The sequence below is a fragment of the Pseudomonas sp. ADAK18 genome (assembly GCF_012935695.1).
Classification (GTDB): domain Bacteria; phylum Pseudomonadota; class Gammaproteobacteria; order Pseudomonadales; family Pseudomonadaceae; genus Aquipseudomonas.
Window position 1 is genome coordinate 5,973,444 of the sequence record NZ_CP052859.1, and the last position, 15,167, is coordinate 5,988,610.

Here is a 15,167-nt window from a genome sequence, read left to right on the forward strand (position 1 = left end):
CTTTTTTATTGATTACAGCCCGCACCAAAACCGATGGTGGAGTTGTTGTGACTGTCCTTGGTCTGGCTCTTGGTCAGCTTGTCGCACGGCAACTCCGTGATGTTCAGCGGCGGCTCGATACGCACGTCCATGGTGTCCAGCCAGACCTTCTGCCCCGCCAGTTCCACCTGCACCAGGTCCAGGGCCTTGTTGTACTGCAACACCGGTACCGGCTGAGTTGGCGCGTCTTTGCGCGGCAGATCGCGTTGCTGCTTGCCTCGCTCGTCCAGCACCGCCACCGGGTCGGCGAGGAACGCCTTGATGCTGTGAGTGTCTGCCCACGCGGCCTGGCTGAAGAAGGCGACGAGCAGCACGATAAGGGTTTTGTTCATCCTTGAGTTCCTTGAGTAAGACGAGAAGGCTGGTTGAAAAAGGCGTCGAACCGATCGCTGAGCAGCAGCAATGAGAGCAACGTAATGCCCAGTACGTTGACGGCGGTGTAGTGGTTGTATCGCAGTATCCAGCACACCGCCCCCAGCACGAGCAGGGTCAGTAGCCACGAGGGATACGCTGAAGAAAAAAGGCGACGCTCCCAGGATGGCCAGCGCGTCCACGCGGGTTGCTTGGCCAACTGCCGGGCGTGCAACGCCTTGAACACTGCAATCAACACCAGCAGCCCAAGCGTCAACCCATCCAGCCAACTGATATTGACCAGAGCCAGGCTGCCCGGCTCGCGGTCATAGCCCATGCCCCAGGTGATCAGGTTATCCAGGGCCATCGCATGCAGATAAACCCCGGGAATCTGCCCATGAACCGGAGACTGCACCAGATCACCAGTGGAGGTGATATTCGCCCCGACCAACACCAGGCGATCGCGCAGCAACTCCGCAATCAAAGCCTGATTCTCGGGCGAGCTGACCTCCAGATCCGTGGCCGACAGCTTCAAGCTATAGGCACAGCGCGACTGGGACGAGTCGTCAAACCTCCAGAACACCGCCTGGCCCAACTGCATCAGCCAGTCCGGTAGAAAATGTGACGGCGAGGCGCAATCACTGAGGTCCTTGATGCGCGCCTGCTCCGGCGCCAACTTGAGCCCCCACTGCACTGCAATCGGCGGCGACGCCACGGCGGCCTGCGCATCCGCAGGCAATGATCCACACGCCTGCGTCTTGCAGTACTCGCGATAAAGCGCCATGGCCGGCGTCTCCATCACTCCCAACGGCGCCTTGAACGCCAGCGGATAGGCATCCTCCACCCCATCCCAAACCACCACCGCCGGCCGACTGACCCCGGCAAACGGCGCCAGGGTATTGGCCTGCCCATCCACCCCCCGCGCCATACCGGTATTGGCCAGGAACAACGGAATACCCTGCCGCTGATACCGCTCAAACACATTCGCCAACAACTGACTGCCCCGGGCCGGATCACCCTGGGAGTGATCGTGGCTGTACAACAAATCCACAAACACCGCCTTGGGTTTGTAGGCCAGCAAACGCTTGAACAACTTGCTCTGCTCGCCGTAGGGCATTGGCCACGAAGTGTTGTTGCGCATCAGATAGGCGTCATCGATCAACACCACCGCCACCTGCTGCTGGCCGGTGCTCGGGTAGCTGCTGGAAAGCATGCGGTTAAACCACTCGGCGGACGCCTTGTCGCTGGAACTGGCCAGGCCGAAGGGGTCGAGGATTGCCAGCAGCCCGATCAGAAGGGCGAGGCAACAGCGGCGGCGGGTGAAAAGAGGGGGCTTCTTAGACATCCATGTCTCAATAAAGGAAAACAGGCTTTAGCGGCTTTTCTGTGGGAGCGGCGGTGCGACGATTCGACTTGCCCGCGATGGTCTTCAACGAAAACGCTGGGCTACTGGATAAACACAGCACCCACGAATCCATCGACCCCTAAGCCAACAGCCATAAATAAGGAGCGTGGGTTTTAAAGGACCGGGGAAGGGGTGTCAATTAGAAATATGGCTAAGTGCTATCAACTTTGCTACTGATGCAGGGGACAGTCGCGCAAGGCGAAGCCATACGCGACCTCAAGGAAAGCTATTCGCAGATGCCATAGTCAGCACCTTCACCACATCGTCGATCACCGCTTTGCTCATCTCTGGCAGGCAATGTGAGGCATAGGAGGAGCGGTTTACGTCATAGCGGATTCTCAAGTTGAGTGCCTAACTAGCCTCAATCAACGCCCGCTCTTCCAGCCAAATTTCCTGAACAAACTGATCGGTAATCGCATAAATCCCATGCCCGCGTCGCATGATGATGTTCTCTGCAACCAGCGCAATCACCACAGGCTGAATTTCTTCAACACGTACTTCTCGGCCCACAGTTTTTGAATATTCTGCCGCAGCATCGGTGGAGAAAATTCCTCGGGCATCTCCCTCCGTGGACGCGATTTTGTTGAAGATAGCCTGAGCCAGGCTGCCTAATAGCTCTACTTTTTCAAGCGCAATACTCGCCGCTGCCGAGCGTAATGTGCTGGCAATAACCGGAAGGAAAACGTCGGGATCGCCTTCTTGCTGCATGAGCTGGCGCAGCGCCTTGAGCATTTCCTCCGGTCGATTACCCAAGGTGTTGAACGCCTCGATGGCGACTTCGCGGGACGGTAACTTTTCCTTCTTTACTGTCATTGCAAGTCGGTTGAGTAGGTACCCAACGTAATCACCTTTCAGTACTGGGTAGGCGGCGGAGGTAGCACCTGAAAACGCTTGGTTGCGTTTTGCTGTCAGCTCGCTCACTTGCGCCCTGTGAGATCCGGTTCCAATGAACAGGAAATAGCCCGGTGTATTCGGGCGCGGGTTGATTGCATCACGAGCGGCTTTGAGTGCCAACAGCAACTGATTGCCGTCGTCGGAGGAAATAGCGTGCTGCACTTCATCAATGATCAGAACCAAATTGGTCTTCGCTTGATCGACGACCTCTGTCAGTGCCTGCGCCAACGTTGGGCCGCCGGTATTGCCAATGCTGTCGAGTTTGAAGCCGAATTTGAATCCCGCGGCCCCTACATCTGCACTGCTAACCCGCTTGAGCATTTCAAGCAGGGGAGAGCCCGGTGTTTGGAGCTCTTTTAAGGTTTTGCGTATCGCGTTATGCACCAGCGTCGCCGGGTTGGCCAGCGTATCGCTCCAGAGGTCGACGTAAATGACCAGAGCACCGGCTTCTTCCAGAGCCGGAATGAGGTCATTTCTCAGGAATGTCGTTTTACCTGTCCTGCGCAGGCCAGACAGAAACAGACCTGAGCGCAGTCCCTCATCGAGCACGCCCGGATTGAGAAGCTGGTTCGCCATCTCTTCAGCCAGTTCAGGGCGCTGGAATATGCTGCTCATGCAATTACCTCTTTTTATGGGTACGCCATAATTATTGGCAATCCATAATTTAGCATAAAGCTTGGAATATGAGCTTTTGGTACATGAATCGGTGCTTTCCATCCTGTTTACAATAAGGAATGACAGCCCATTGAACTGTGTGGGCGCTTTACGATGAGCGCCTCAGAATCGCCCACTAATACCCAACAGTGGTCCCTTCTGGACAATGTCGTAGACAAAACCATCATGGCGATAATTCACCCCCATGGCCCGGTAACCGGCCACCGCCGAGAAACCGGGCAAGAACTCCCAGCCCGCCAGCGCGGCCAGATCCCAGTCTTCCCGGGACTGCCCCGCGCCTGCCATCCCCCAGGCTGACAACCAGAGTCGGTCATTCACGGCATAGTGCCCACGCAGCCCCGCCATGGCGTCCGCCCAGGTAGCCTGGTCGGAGCCGGACAGGCCGCCAGCGGGCCCACCATGCAGGCTGATGGTGGTGCTGCTGTACCAGACACGCACTCCGCCAGCGATGTCCAACCGATGATTGTCATCACCCAACACGGTGTACCCGCCCCCCAGGAATCCGGAAGCCGTCTTGCTTTCCACCTCGAGCTTGGATGCGGGGGCGCCCGCTGGCAGACGGTTGCGGGTGTCGGTGTCGATATACATCAGGTCAGTGAGCACGCTGTACGGCCCCCGCCGAGCCTCGCCCATCAGCATCACCGACATATCGACCGTACGCGCGATGTCCGAGAAGTCGGACTTTATAAACTGGGTCCCGGTGCTACGGTGGCCCACGTGCCCACGGATCCCGGCACCCCACACATAAGGCCCGCCGTTGAACGTCCAGCCATCGCCGTCTGCCGCCATGACCACCATCGGCAGGCTGGATCCGGCGATCGTAAAGGCGCTAACCAGCAGAGCCAGGCGGGCGCGTTTACGCCGCAACGGCGAGTGTGGGTTGTCACTGTGGATCATGGTGTTTCTCCGATCAGTGCTGGGTCAGCGAGAGCGCCACGCCCTCGGCCGCACAGTCTTCTGTAGGCTTAAGGCCCGCTTTTTGAGCCGCCTTGACCTCCTCTTTCGCGGCCGCGAGGTCCGCCAGGAACGTCGGATTACTATGCAAGCTCGCCACAGTCGCCGCCCCCATGATGCGGCCTGCATCCACATCGCTCTGCCAATGGGCATCGCAGATGACCCGGCTCTGGCCGAATGACAACCCGCGGGTCATCAATTCAGTGGCGCGTGCTGGTTGAATCTCGGCCAGCAACAGCCCCCAGGCCCAACCGGCAGCGGAGTGGCCGGACGGCCAGGAGCCATCCGTGCGCAGCAGCGGTTCCATGTCTTTGCGACAGGTCCCTTCGTTGTGCACCACGAATGGGCGTGTACGGTTGTAGGCATTCTTCCCGGCATAGGTGGAACCGCCCGCATCCGTCAGGGTGCGCTGCATCAAGGTATAAAGATGCGGTGTGCTTTTCTCGGTGATCGGCGTGCCCATCGCGCAGGAGAATGCTTTCGCCGGGCCTGGGAATGACAGCTCCGCGTCCGCTGCCGCGAGTTTCTCCCGGGCTGTGCCACGTAGCGACAGCGCCACACGTCGTGCTTCCTCATCCCGTGCAAGCGCCGCAGAGTCGGGCTTTGGTGGGGCGCCAAGCAACGCCAGGCGCAGTGGCAAGTCCGCCGAGTCAAGATAGCCTGGGGCTAGTTTGAAGTGAGGGTCCGTGACCTTGGTGGCAGCATCGTCGGCAAGCACCAGCCCCGACCAGAGCAGGCTGGCCAGCCCCAACTGCTTATGTACTGTTTTCATCGAGTGATCCCTTATCTAGCCCGGTATTGCCGGCTGATCAAAACCGGTAGAGGGCATTCAGATAGGCGCCTGCGCCCACTTTTTCACCCGTCAGCGGGCTGTTGCGGGCATCGCCGACCAGCGCGTAGGTCTTGATGCCGCCTTCCAGTGCCAGTTGTGGTTGCCATTGCCAAGTGAGGCCCAGTTTTAAGGTCACGTCGCGCATCCCGCCACTTGGGTGGTACTCGTCGAACCGAGTGCGTGCAGCCTGTTGGGCGGTGACACCGAAGCGCGCCATCATGTCGTTCTCATTGCTCCAGGTGCCGTACAGGGTCGAGTCCAGGGTCAATGTCGAAGACAGTGCGTATGCCGTGGCAACCCCAGCCTCCAGGTACGCCGTACGCCCCAGGCTTTCGCCACCGTAATCGCGGCTCTGGCTCGATTGCAGGCCGCGAACAAACAGGCGGCCGGCCGGCAGGATCCAGTACGCTTCGGCCCCGACCAGGGCAGTGCTGTCCAGATTGCCCATTCCCCTCAGGTAGTCATCACGACCGTCCAGGGTATGAATTCTTTCCTTGCGGCCCTGGTCATAACCGATCAGCAGAGCCACCCCGAAAGGTGACAGCCCCGGCAAGTCCCAACGCAGCCCATCCGGGAAGGCTGCGGTAAACGTGCCCCAGTCTTCGGTAGGCAAGACCGCTTTGAGTTTCAGTGAAGGGAACGCGGCATAGTGTGAAGAGCCTTCGTACAACGGGCCGACGGCAACCCCGCCGCCGACGGTCACGGAGGGCTCACTTGAATCGTCGGCGTGTGCAGGCGACACCATCGCAAGTGCGAGAGTCGCACCTGTAATGAGCATCACCGGATGCTTAAGAAAGTTTGAACCACCGATGGCTGTCATTGCTTCTTTCCTATGGTGTAACACCAAACGTATTGGCGTTTGTGCGTAGTTATAAAAGTCGCAGATTTTTAATTAGAGCGTGACTGGCTGCGGCTTCGGGAAGCTCCATTGGCCATTCAGTATTTGTTCGCTCGGCTGATAAAGCCTGACCGTGTAGTTCCAGCCGGGTGTAGTCGGTAGGCAATTCGCGGTCTTTGCGTCGCAACCACCGAACTGGATGACAATCGAGCCATCCTCACTTTTCTGAGCGGTGAGGTTGTTCAACGAGTAAGCGTCATAGGGGTTCTTCTGAAAGTAACCGTCTGCGTTATAAACACTCACGGACCAGAAACTATTCACCGGAACATCCCCAACTTTGAGCCGGTACACCGTTTTGCCATCGTTCTGCGCGATCATCCCGCCCAGGTAGATAGCGTCCTTGGCCGGGTTCCCGCCCCACCCCGTCGCAGTGCCGATCAAGTGATGGATCGGATTGACCTTGCCCTTGGGCCCAAAGGACTGGTTGTAGTCGGGAATGGTCGAGCCCAGGACCTCCAACGCCTCACGTACCTTGGCCTGGCTGGCCGGGTCCCACTTCGGTACGACGAACTCCCCAACCTGGGCTTGGCTGACCGTGATTGCGTCCTGCAGTGCATGCACTTTTTCAAGGTCTTTGCGATCGGTGGGATCGAAGAACGTGCGCACAGCCACAAACACATAGCGTGTGCCGACAGCCTCTTTCGTCAGCGTCCGGCGACCGGCGCCGTAAGTGACGATGGGTACGTAGTGATCTTCATTGATCACCGCCATCGACATGAACCGTCCTTCGGCCTCAGGCAAGGTGAGCGTGACGGGGCCTGCGTCGAGATCGAACACCGCTGACGAATAGAGCGTGTCCCGATTCATCCGAACCACATTCTGGGCGTCGATGGGCACTGCTTCGCGGCTATGAACAAACCGGCCCAAACTGCCGGTCGCCACCATTTTTCCCAAGTAGAGATCAGACTCGGCACGAACGAAGTTATCGACACCCACCGGTATTGCCGCGTCCGGGGACGACTGAGCGTTCGCACTTCCAAAAGCTGCCAGCGCCATGGCGAAGATGCGGGCCGTGGATGAATGGGACATTTAAACCTCTTGGTTTTATAAGTTGGCGTTAATTTTTTGACTGTATAAGAACGCCTTGGCACAAACTTGCCATTTGGTGCCAAAAGCAAAGCGAGCGCGCACGTGAAGGCCGTCCCTGCAAGGGGCTAAAGGGATGGGCAAAAAGAGGTGAGGGGGCAGATGGGGAGGTTAACGATCTTGTTTCAACAAGATGGCGCGATAGCGCGACGGCGGGCTCCCGGTCCAGCGCTTGAAGGCACGCGTAAAGTGCGCGGGATCGCTGTAGCCGACCATATAGGCAATCTCGGTCGCGGTGTATTTACCGCTGGCCAGTAACTGAAATGCCTCGCTGCGACGCGTCTCGTCACGTAACGCGTCGAAGTCAATGCCACAATGTTCGAGGCGCCGCTGCAGCGTTCGAACAGACAGTCCTATCTTTCTTGAAATAGTGGCAAGTCTGGACAGTTCCTGATCCGCGATCTGCTCGGCAAGTGCGTCCGCTGTTGCAGCGGTCGACTTCAACGCTTGAGTGGTTTTCCAGACAACATCCCGAACAGGCTGCAAGGGGATTTCGAGCAACTCACGATCGAATTCGATCATGTTGTACTCAGCGTTCATGACCAGGTTCGGCCCCAGGTATTCCTCAAGCGCCTCATCGCCTCTTTCCCGCGAGTTTTTCAGATGTACCCGAATGGCGCCAGGCGCGCCGGACAGGAGAGGCACTTTTCTAAGCACCGCCAGGGTGCCGAAAATGACTTGTTTGGGGTCAACTTCGTGCTGCCCGGTAAAGTGCTGGATCAGTTTCGTCGTACGGCCTTCGGTGATGATCTTTACTTCGCTTCCCTGATGCAGCAAATCCGTATGAACCGCCGCCGTCGCACACGCCTGAGCGAGACTGGTCGAGCCCAATATCAACTCGCCCCATACACCGGTTGAGCGCACATCCGTCAGATGCCCCACCATCCCACCTCCGAAGGGATCCTGCGCAGCCGCAGCCATTTCGTTGGCGATATGAAAGCAGGCCGCTCGCGGCACCCATGCTTCAGGGTATTGAAAAACATGAGGGGAAATACCAAAACGCCGAAAGAATTCCAGCGGCGACACCCCTCGCATGCTCAGATAGGGGGCTACTTGCCGAAGAGTACTGAGTCTGATGGATGGCGTCGCATGCGTCATAAACGTTCGCACCTGTTTTTAAGGGCAATACACGTGAAAACCGTCTTGGTACGCGGGGAAACACTCAAGCAAACTTTTGCCAAAGTCGCGTTATTGACAGCACAGTAAACCACTATGGTCGATTCAGCGACAAGGCCATCGGTTTTGAAAAACGCAGGAGGGCAGGGTTGCACCTGCTGCGCATTTTTCATTGCCTCAATATAGGAAAACAGGCTTTAACCGCTCTTCTGTGGGAGCGGGCTTGCTCGCGAAGATCGTCAACGAAAACGCAGGGCTACTGGACAAACGCAGCGCCCACGACCCCATCGGCCCCCAAGCCAGCCCCCTATGTGACCAGAAGGAAGTCTATTCGCAGACGCTATTGCCCGGCGAAGTCAGCACCTTCACCACATCATCGATCACCGCCTTGCTCATCTCCTGCAAGAAATGCGAAGCCCAGGCATAGCGATCGGTGTGTTTAGTCATGGCCGCGTCTTCGGCGAGCAGCTTGGCGACGTGGAGCAAGTCGGAAACGTGAGTCAGGGCAGTGGAAATGGGAACGCCACTGTTAACGCGGAACAAGGGTTGATCAGCGTGGAAGGAGAACGGCGTGAGGCCAAGGGTGGTAAGGCTTTCGAGGTTAGTCATTGGGCGCCACCCCTGTTGCGGGTTGGGCAGCTATCGGACAGATCTGGAGCGCGCATCGGTAAAACTCCCATATCAGGTGAGAGCTACCACGTTCGTTATCAGGCGAATGGGTGGCAGCTGTGCGCAGGCTGATAAACCGGAGATACAGGAACCCGGCAGACCCGAAGGTCTCCCACGCACAGCCGCCATTGCACGAAACTACCGGCATAAAAAAACGCCTGCAAATCGTGATTGGGGGCGCTGGTGCGCCTGCATCTTGTCGGGTTATCAGGCCCGGTCGCTGAATTGGCAGCGACGAGGGGAGGTTAGCGTGGTGGGGGGAGGGGTGCAACTTGAGAAAATGGATCCGGCGCCTTTTCCTGAGCAGGACATATCTGCACTTTGTGTAGGCGCTAAAAGTCACCTACCTTGATGGCACGTTTTTGTATTTGTGCCATCACTCGAGAGCAATGGATATGCGCAAGAAGTCTCAGTCTTGGTTTGTTCCACTTATCATCCTGGTCGCAATCTTTTGGCTGTTCGGCAAAAAGACACCCACTGCGCCGGAACCTGCAGCCAGTGTGGCTACGTCTTCTCAAGGGCTTCTTTCAACTCCAGCTCCCGCTGTGGCCAAACCCGTGGTGCCTTCGCCTCAGCCTGAGACCTACCAATTCGTAAACGCAGATAAGCTCAACCAGCGCGACCGGCCAGCCGGCAAAGTGGTCTCTAGTCTGAAGCGTGGAGAAGAAATTCATGTATACGAGAGACAGAATGCGTGGGTTCGAGTAAGCGCTGACGGGCAACCGGCGAGGTGGCTTTCGTCTAAGAATCTTTGTAATGGTGCGGCTTGCTACATTGCCTCGAAACGTTCTACAACTCCACCTACAAGCGCGCCTAAAAAATATCGGCAGGCAGCATCCAGCTATGGCTCACTACACTATAAGCGCGAGGTTAACCTGAGTGGTTGCTCATAAAATTAATGCTTCTATATTCCACCAGATTGCCTGAGCCTCAAAGGGGAGTGAATGCCGAGTACGAATGATGTCTTTCAGAAAAACATTGACGATATTGCATTAATACTGATTCGGAAGTTTGGTCTAAGGTTTAAGCGAGAAGAGGAGAAGCTGAACTGTCCGCTAAATAGATGGCTGGACTTCAGATGTCGTTACGTAGATCCTTTACCGCGCAAGATTGCATTGTCTAATGCATTCCCAAAGGCCAGTCTTTCGCCGAGCGCGCAACGCGGGTTGTCAAGTTTGCTAAGAAAATTCAATGCTGGAGAGAATGTCAATCCCTATCAAGGGCGAGGACTGATTATCCGCAACGATACCAGCGGGTCAAAAAAGCACACTCGAACTGACTTGCTGTATGCAGACTGGAACATGCTGCACTTCCACCTAAGCGACGAAATTATCCCGTCAGGACAATTCTTCTCCAAGCCAGCAGACTACCTTGCCTTTTGCCTGGTAGGGGGAGATATAGTGGCCGTGGTAGATGTGCTCCCTCACCCAGATCGAGCGGGATTCGCTAATACTGACCTCTTTGCAACGCTGGCTAACTCCTGGCCTCAATACATCGCGCAATATGAACTTAATGGACTACTTGCGGGGAATACCTTTTCTTCCTCAGATATCAGTCAATTGCGCGAGGCAGGAGTCACTACTTTTATTGAACATGACGGCAAGGTGTATATGGGTCCGGGCGGTGGGATAACTTCAGCTGGAACCTCTCTGCGGGTTGGGCGCAGTTCTGATTACCTCAGGGATACCGTGAATATGCTCGCTAATATGGTGGATGATCCTCATGGCCAATTTCAGGTGCATCCCGTAATCAAGGAGATTTCGGAGCCTGATTTCATGCTTGCCTTGGACTGTCGCGGGCTTTGTGTAAGAGAAAACACGAGTCAAACCCACTTCCTAATTAAGCGGCCCGTGGCTAATCAAGAGCCTACCCGCTTTGAGGCAATGAGCGATATGTTAGTCCCCGAGTGGGCCATTAGTTAATTTTTAATCTTGCTCAGTCCGTTACGCAAGTCCCCTCACTGGAAGGCGACCACACGTTTCCCAAGAGGTGACTCATGCAAAAGCAATCCGACGACTACACCAAAGATCAAGGCCGAGGGCAGGCCTTTTGACGCCTTGATTCGATTACCAAAGCCTTGGATTACCGCCTCAAACGTGGGGTAGCGTTGAGCCGTTATCTGGACGACGGCGCGGTGCCGATGGGCAACAACCATATTGAGCAGCAAATTCGACCTTGGGCTCTTGGAAGAAAAAATTGGCTGTTCGCCGGATCACTACGCAGTGGCCAACGCGCTGCTGCGCTAATGAGTTTGATCCAGTCGGCCAAGCTCAACGGGCACGATGCGTATATCTATCTGAAGGACGTCCTCACTCGCCTGCCGACACAGCGTGCGAGTGAAATTGGGAAGTTGTCGCCACATCGTTGGCAACCGACTTAGTAACGCAAGACGGGATGCCTGACCGCTTACCGTGAAGATCTTGCTTGACGTGACTAACGGCGAAGGGTTGGAGTCGACCCCACAGCGGTCGGTCATTCGTCCATGAAGTGGGGACGTTGATGTGTCAACTGTCAACCACGTTAGAGTTAGAGTAGGTCCATGGTGGCCATGGAATCAGCCATGCGGTAGCCCATCGCTTTGTAACCCGCCTGGCGCTTATCCCACATCCTCAGCAGCGTGACATTACCCTCGTCAATGAAGTCGATCACTCTCACGTCGGCCTTATCGGCATGCGATCGATGTAATCGTCCCGCATATTGCTGAAGGATACCCTTCCATGAGATGGGCATTGCCAGCACCAGCGTGTCCAACGGCGGATGATCGAAGCCTTCACCTACTAGTTTTCCTGTTGCCAACAGCACTCGTGGAGCATCAGGGGGAAGGGACTCAAGCTCATGCATACGGGAAATCCGCTGTTTCTTAGGCACTCGCCCATGAAGCGTGAAAAGGTTATGCACACGCTGCTTCAATTCTAATTCAAGGGCATCCACATGTTCCGTCCGCTCCGTTAGCACTAGAATTTTTCTACCCTCGTTGTACGCCAGCTCAATCTCCGAGACGATTTTGGCTGTCCGCTCGGAGTCGTCGGCTAGACGCCGAAAAACGTCCTGAATCCCAAAGCCGTCGGGGACCACTATTGGTTTGGGCAGCAATCGAGGCACGACAGATAGGTCATGGGGCGCACTCGCTGGCCGAGCAGCAGAATGTCGGATCGGTCCGCACTGCATGAAAATAATAGGCTGCTGCCCATCTCGGCGCACTGGGGTTGCTGTGAGTCCCAGTACGTACCGCGCGGGCGCGCTCCTCAGTAGTGCCTCGAATGAAACTGCTGACAGGTGATGACACTCATCAACGATGATTTGGCCGTAGTTTTTTACCTGATCGCTGATCTCGCCTTTTCGCGATAACGACTGCATTACGGCAATGTCGATGATGCCTGTAAGCTTCGCTTTTCCGCCCCCTAGAGTACCAACGACACCATTCCCGACTCCCAAGAACGCCTGCAAGCGCTCTTGCCACTGCCTTAACAGTTCCGTCCGATGCACAAGCACCAACGTGTTAATGCCACGTGCGGCAATCAACGCAGCAGCACTGACAGTTTTACCGAAAGCAGTCGGTGCGCAGAGGATACCGGTGTCATGACTTAGCATTGCGCTGACAGCAGCCTCTTGGTCAGAACGCAGGGTCCCGAGAAAGGTCACGTCGATGGGGACGCCCGCGAAGCGTTCGTCTTTAAGAATAGGGATAACCCCGTTTTCCTCTAAAAGCTCCAGCGCAGCATCCAAACAGCCACGTGGTAACGCAATATGTTTGGGGAAGTTCTGGGCACAGCCGATAATCCTTGGCTTGTTCCACACTGACATGCGCATGGCCTGAGCTTTGTAGAACTCAGGATTTTGAAAGGCAGCGAGCCGGACAAGCTGGTTTGCCAATGGCTGTGGCAATTCCGACTTTTCAAAGTAAATTAGGTTAGCCAGCGTGATGTTGACAGCAGCAGGCAATGGACATGTCAATTTACGTGATCTCGATTCACGATCTTTCCAAGGTTCTGCATCACCTTCGTCATCGACATAGGCGACCCCTAGAGGGTCCCGATTACCCATCGCCTGGATAATAACGGGCTGGATATCTTCTGGACTCATGCGCTGAATCGATGCCAGGAAGGCCCATTGATCAGGATGAGGCTCAAGCGAGTCGTCTACAAAAACGCTATTGTTTTGGGGCCTGGCCCGCTTTTGTAAAGGGAGCGCGATGAGATTCCCAAAGCCGCCTTTGGGCATATAGTCCTGGTTTGGAAACAGTCGATCATAGGAGCTGAGCGCCAACTGCCGGGTGCGCTCACAGGCATGACTGATGATTGCGGCACCGAGGCGGCGCGCATCGCAGGCAGGAACATTACGCTTAAAGAAAATCCAGCCATGAGCCCCTTGGCCTGAGCGCGATATTTCCAGCGCCACCGGGACGTTCAGCTCATGGCATGACTGCACAAAAGCTTTGGAATCATCACGCCATTCGGCCTCATCGAAGTCGACCGCCAAAAAATAACAAGTGTCATCAGAGAGTAGGGGGTAGATACCAGCGACCACTTCGCCCGCCAGATGGCGATAGACCACTTCATCGGTCAGCGGAAGCAGCTGGCGGTTACCGCAATCGCCACATTTAATTCGGGGCTTCTCGCAAACGCCAGGCCTCCATTCGTTTGCGCAAGCGGGTGCGTAGCCTGATTTGCCTGCCTTGCTTTCCCAGCGGAGGGGATAAACGTCCGTCCTACCGCGAAACAAGCTTCGGAATAGGGCAAGCTTTCCATCAGTATCGAGTTGCTGTGATTGTTCTGTTTGGACAATCGCTATCTTGACTGGCTCAACAGGCGGGCGCCATTCGATACCATGAGCATCCAGCAAGGCAACCAATCTTGCATTCTCAGCCCTTAGCTTCGCCACCAGACTAGTGTCTATCACCGCCTTCAGCCTCTACGTCTCAGGTGAAGCCTGTAGCCTCGAGCTACAAACCCTCGGTCCATCAGTAAAACATAGAGGTTATCAAATCACAGAGGTTAGGTTCAGGGGCTCAAGAGGTCCGCCAAAATCCGAATCAAATCGTTGGCTGCTGCTGGCTCAATCTGCGGGGGGGCTTCCACTCAACGTATTTTGAGATCTATACCAACAAGATTTGTTGATTGAAGCCTTTCGTGCTCACCTAAACAGACAACAGAAACCCGCCAAGTGGCGGGTTTCTGTTGTCTGTTTAGCTATTTGAACAACTCAGCATGGCTGCCGAGATCGACAAAGGTCACCAGGCCAGCGCGGGCCACATCATAAATAAGAAGAAAATCTCCCCCGATATGACATTCCCGGAAACCCGCCCATTCACCTTTCAGTTCATGATCCAGATATTCCGCGGGTAGCTGCTGCCCAAGGAACAGCATCACCATCACATCGCGTACTTCGTTCATATCGCGAAGCCCGGCGCGCTTGTACCGCTCCCAAGACTTCTTAAATTCAGATGTCTGCGTGCACTGCTTTGGCAGGTCGGCGCGCTTTTGCTTCTTTTCCGGCTTCGCCATCAGCGTCCCTTAGCATGTCATCGATCGAATCGAACTGGCGACGAATCTCACGTGCTTGTGTCATAGCACGGGCGGTCTTTTCCGAAGGCACACGCACCTCGAAAGGCAGGCCCTGCGTTGTCACTACCTGACGGAGGAAAAGACGCATAGCGTCACTGAGGCTCAGCCCGCAGGCTTTCAACACGGTAGTGGCACGATCCTTCAAATCCTCGTCGATGCGGCAACGCACGTCAGTGGTTTTCAGTAATGCGGACATATTATCACTCCCTCACAAAAATGTAGCTACGTTGTGGCTACATTCAAAGTATGGTTCACCCCATCAAATTTGATCAAGCACTTTTTGTCCTGAACAGGACGTTAGGCAATCCACGCGTCGGAAACTGCAAGACAGGCCAAAAAGTGCGGGCACAAGAAAAAACGAGAGGAAAAGCACTTGTCTCCCTCCTTCCGACGGGGTTTGCGTCCTTTTTTTGTGCAAAGCCGGAGGTAGTGAAAACGAACCCGCAGCCCAAGCAGGCGACGGGGCTCCGCAGGCGATTGGTAATTCCACAGATTGCAAGATTTGGAGGAGAAATCGAAAAAAGGGGAAAGTTTTATTTTTCGCTCTGAAAAGAACGTCTGAAAAAGAAATTCATAGAGCGCGCAATTGAATTGCCACGCGGGGCGGTGCTGCGCGGAGGGGGTCGCAACAACGCACACCCAGAAACAACAAAGCCCCCGCATTTCTGCGGGGGCTTCGTTTTG

General features: G+C 55.7%; 14 protein-coding genes and 1 pseudogene. 2 read left to right on the forward strand and 13 right to left on the reverse strand.

Annotated elements, in window-relative coordinates; all coding sequences use genetic code 11:
* Nucleotides 1-5: 5 nt before the first annotated feature.
* From HKK55_RS27055 to HKK55_RS27100, 10 genes are all read right to left on the reverse strand, one after another.
* Entirely contained in the window at nt 6-371 is a 366-nt protein-coding gene (locus tag HKK55_RS27055; protein ID WP_169357395.1) for a hypothetical protein, read from the reverse strand.
* Entirely contained in the window at nt 368-1,735 is a 1,368-nt protein-coding gene (locus HKK55_RS27060) for a CHASE2 domain-containing protein (protein ID WP_169357396.1), read from the reverse strand. The genes HKK55_RS27055 and HKK55_RS27060 overlap by 4 nt, the downstream gene beginning before the upstream one ends.
* Before the next feature lie 276 nt (nt 1,736-2,011).
* On the reverse strand, nt 2,012-2,137 hold the full coding sequence (locus HKK55_RS27065) for a DUF3077 domain-containing protein (protein WP_169357397.1): 126 nt from the start codon (nt 2,135-2,137) through the stop codon (nt 2,012-2,014).
* A gap of 9 nt (nt 2,138-2,146) precedes the next feature.
* On the reverse strand, nt 2,147-3,304 hold the full coding sequence (locus HKK55_RS27070; RefSeq protein WP_169357398.1) for an ATP-binding protein: 1,158 nt from the start codon (nt 3,302-3,304) through the stop codon (nt 2,147-2,149).
* Between the two features lie 162 nt (nt 3,305-3,466).
* Nucleotides 3,467-4,261 carry a hypothetical protein gene (locus HKK55_RS27075; RefSeq protein WP_169357399.1) on the reverse strand — a complete coding sequence of 265 codons (795 nt, stop codon included), beginning with the start codon at nt 4,259-4,261 and terminating at the stop codon, nt 3,467-3,469.
* Between the two features lie 13 nt (nt 4,262-4,274).
* Nucleotides 4,275-5,090 (reverse strand): phosphatase PAP2 family protein, encoded by an 816-nt coding sequence (locus HKK55_RS27080; RefSeq protein WP_169357400.1) that lies wholly within the window; start codon nt 5,088-5,090, stop codon nt 4,275-4,277.
* Nucleotides 5,091-5,127: 37 nt separating this feature from the next.
* Entirely contained in the window at nt 5,128-5,970 is an 843-nt protein-coding gene (locus tag HKK55_RS27085; RefSeq protein WP_169357401.1) for a MipA/OmpV family protein, read from the reverse strand.
* A 72-nt stretch (nt 5,971-6,042) separates the two neighbouring features.
* Nucleotides 6,043-7,077 carry a DUF1254 domain-containing protein gene (locus HKK55_RS27090; RefSeq protein ID WP_169357402.1) on the reverse strand — a complete coding sequence of 345 codons (1,035 nt, stop codon included), beginning with the start codon at nt 7,075-7,077 and terminating at the stop codon, nt 6,043-6,045.
* Nucleotides 7,078-7,245: 168 nt separating this feature from the next.
* Complete coding sequence (locus tag HKK55_RS27095) at nt 7,246-8,232, reverse strand: AraC family transcriptional regulator (RefSeq protein ID WP_169357403.1); 987 nt, start codon at nt 8,230-8,232, stop codon at nt 7,246-7,248.
* 345 nt (nt 8,233-8,577) lie between these two features.
* The gene (locus HKK55_RS27100) at nt 8,578-8,859 is read right to left on the reverse strand and encodes a DUF3077 domain-containing protein (RefSeq protein WP_169357404.1); all 282 of its coding nucleotides are present in this window, start codon (nt 8,857-8,859) and stop codon (nt 8,578-8,580) included.
* 1,004 nt (nt 8,860-9,863) lie between these two features.
* On the opposite strand from HKK55_RS27100, the gene HKK55_RS27105 reads away from it, so the two are divergent.
* The gene (locus HKK55_RS27105) at nt 9,864-10,841 is read left to right on the forward strand and encodes a hypothetical protein (protein ID WP_169357405.1); all 978 of its coding nucleotides are present in this window, start codon (nt 9,864-9,866) and stop codon (nt 10,839-10,841) included.
* A gap of 149 nt (nt 10,842-10,990) precedes the next feature.
* Nucleotides 10,991-11,299 (forward strand): annotated as a pseudogene (locus tag HKK55_RS27110) (transposase); the annotation flags it as partial.
* A gap of 146 nt (nt 11,300-11,445) precedes the next feature.
* Here HKK55_RS27110 and HKK55_RS27115 read toward each other — a convergent pair.
* From HKK55_RS27115 to HKK55_RS27125, 3 genes are all read right to left on the reverse strand, one after another.
* Nucleotides 11,446-13,818: a DEAD/DEAH box helicase family protein gene (locus HKK55_RS27115; protein ID WP_169357406.1), complete on the reverse strand. Its 2,373-nt coding sequence runs from the start codon at nt 13,816-13,818 to the stop codon at nt 11,446-11,448.
* A gap of 290 nt (nt 13,819-14,108) precedes the next feature.
* The gene (locus tag HKK55_RS27120; protein WP_169357407.1) at nt 14,109-14,423 is read right to left on the reverse strand and encodes a type II toxin-antitoxin system YafQ family toxin; all 315 of its coding nucleotides are present in this window, start codon (nt 14,421-14,423) and stop codon (nt 14,109-14,111) included.
* On the reverse strand, nt 14,359-14,679 hold the full coding sequence (locus tag HKK55_RS27125) for a type II toxin-antitoxin system RelB/DinJ family antitoxin (RefSeq protein WP_169357408.1): 321 nt from the start codon (nt 14,677-14,679) through the stop codon (nt 14,359-14,361). Before HKK55_RS27125 ends, HKK55_RS27120 begins: the two co-directional genes overlap by 65 nt.
* Nucleotides 14,680-15,167 lie beyond the last annotated feature (488 nt).

Excerpts from the sequence above, each read along its gene's own strand:
- HKK55_RS27060 (WP_169357396.1), bottom strand. The coding sequence starts at position 1,735 with ATGTCTAAGAAGCCCCCTCTTTTCACCCGCCGCCGCTGTTGCCTCGCC.
- HKK55_RS27085 (WP_169357401.1), bottom strand. The coding sequence starts at position 5,970 with ATGACAGCCATCGGTGGTTCAAACTTTCTTAAGCATCCGGTGATGCTC.
- HKK55_RS27100 (WP_169357404.1), bottom strand. The coding sequence starts at position 8,859 with ATGACTAACCTCGAAAGCCTTACCACCCTTGGCCTCACGCCGTTCTCC.
- HKK55_RS27075 (WP_169357399.1), bottom strand. The coding sequence starts at position 4,261 with ATGATCCACAGTGACAACCCACACTCGCCGTTGCGGCGTAAACGCGCC.
- HKK55_RS27120 (WP_169357407.1), bottom strand. The coding sequence starts at position 14,423 with ATGGCGAAGCCGGAAAAGAAGCAAAAGCGCGCCGACCTGCCAAAGCAG.
- HKK55_RS27105 (WP_169357405.1), top strand. The coding sequence starts at position 9,864 with ATGCCGAGTACGAATGATGTCTTTCAGAAAAACATTGACGATATTGCA.
- HKK55_RS27095 (WP_169357403.1), bottom strand. The coding sequence starts at position 8,232 with ATGACGCATGCGACGCCATCCATCAGACTCAGTACTCTTCGGCAAGTA.
- HKK55_RS27125 (WP_169357408.1), bottom strand. The coding sequence starts at position 14,679 with ATGTCCGCATTACTGAAAACCACTGACGTGCGTTGCCGCATCGACGAG.
- HKK55_RS27090 (WP_169357402.1), bottom strand. The coding sequence starts at position 7,077 with ATGTCCCATTCATCCACGGCCCGCATCTTCGCCATGGCGCTGGCAGCT.
- HKK55_RS27070 (WP_169357398.1), bottom strand. The coding sequence starts at position 3,304 with ATGAGCAGCATATTCCAGCGCCCTGAACTGGCTGAAGAGATGGCGAAC.
- HKK55_RS27055 (WP_169357395.1), bottom strand. The coding sequence starts at position 371 with ATGAACAAAACCCTTATCGTGCTGCTCGTCGCCTTCTTCAGCCAGGCC.
- HKK55_RS27080 (WP_169357400.1), bottom strand. The coding sequence starts at position 5,090 with ATGAAAACAGTACATAAGCAGTTGGGGCTGGCCAGCCTGCTCTGGTCG.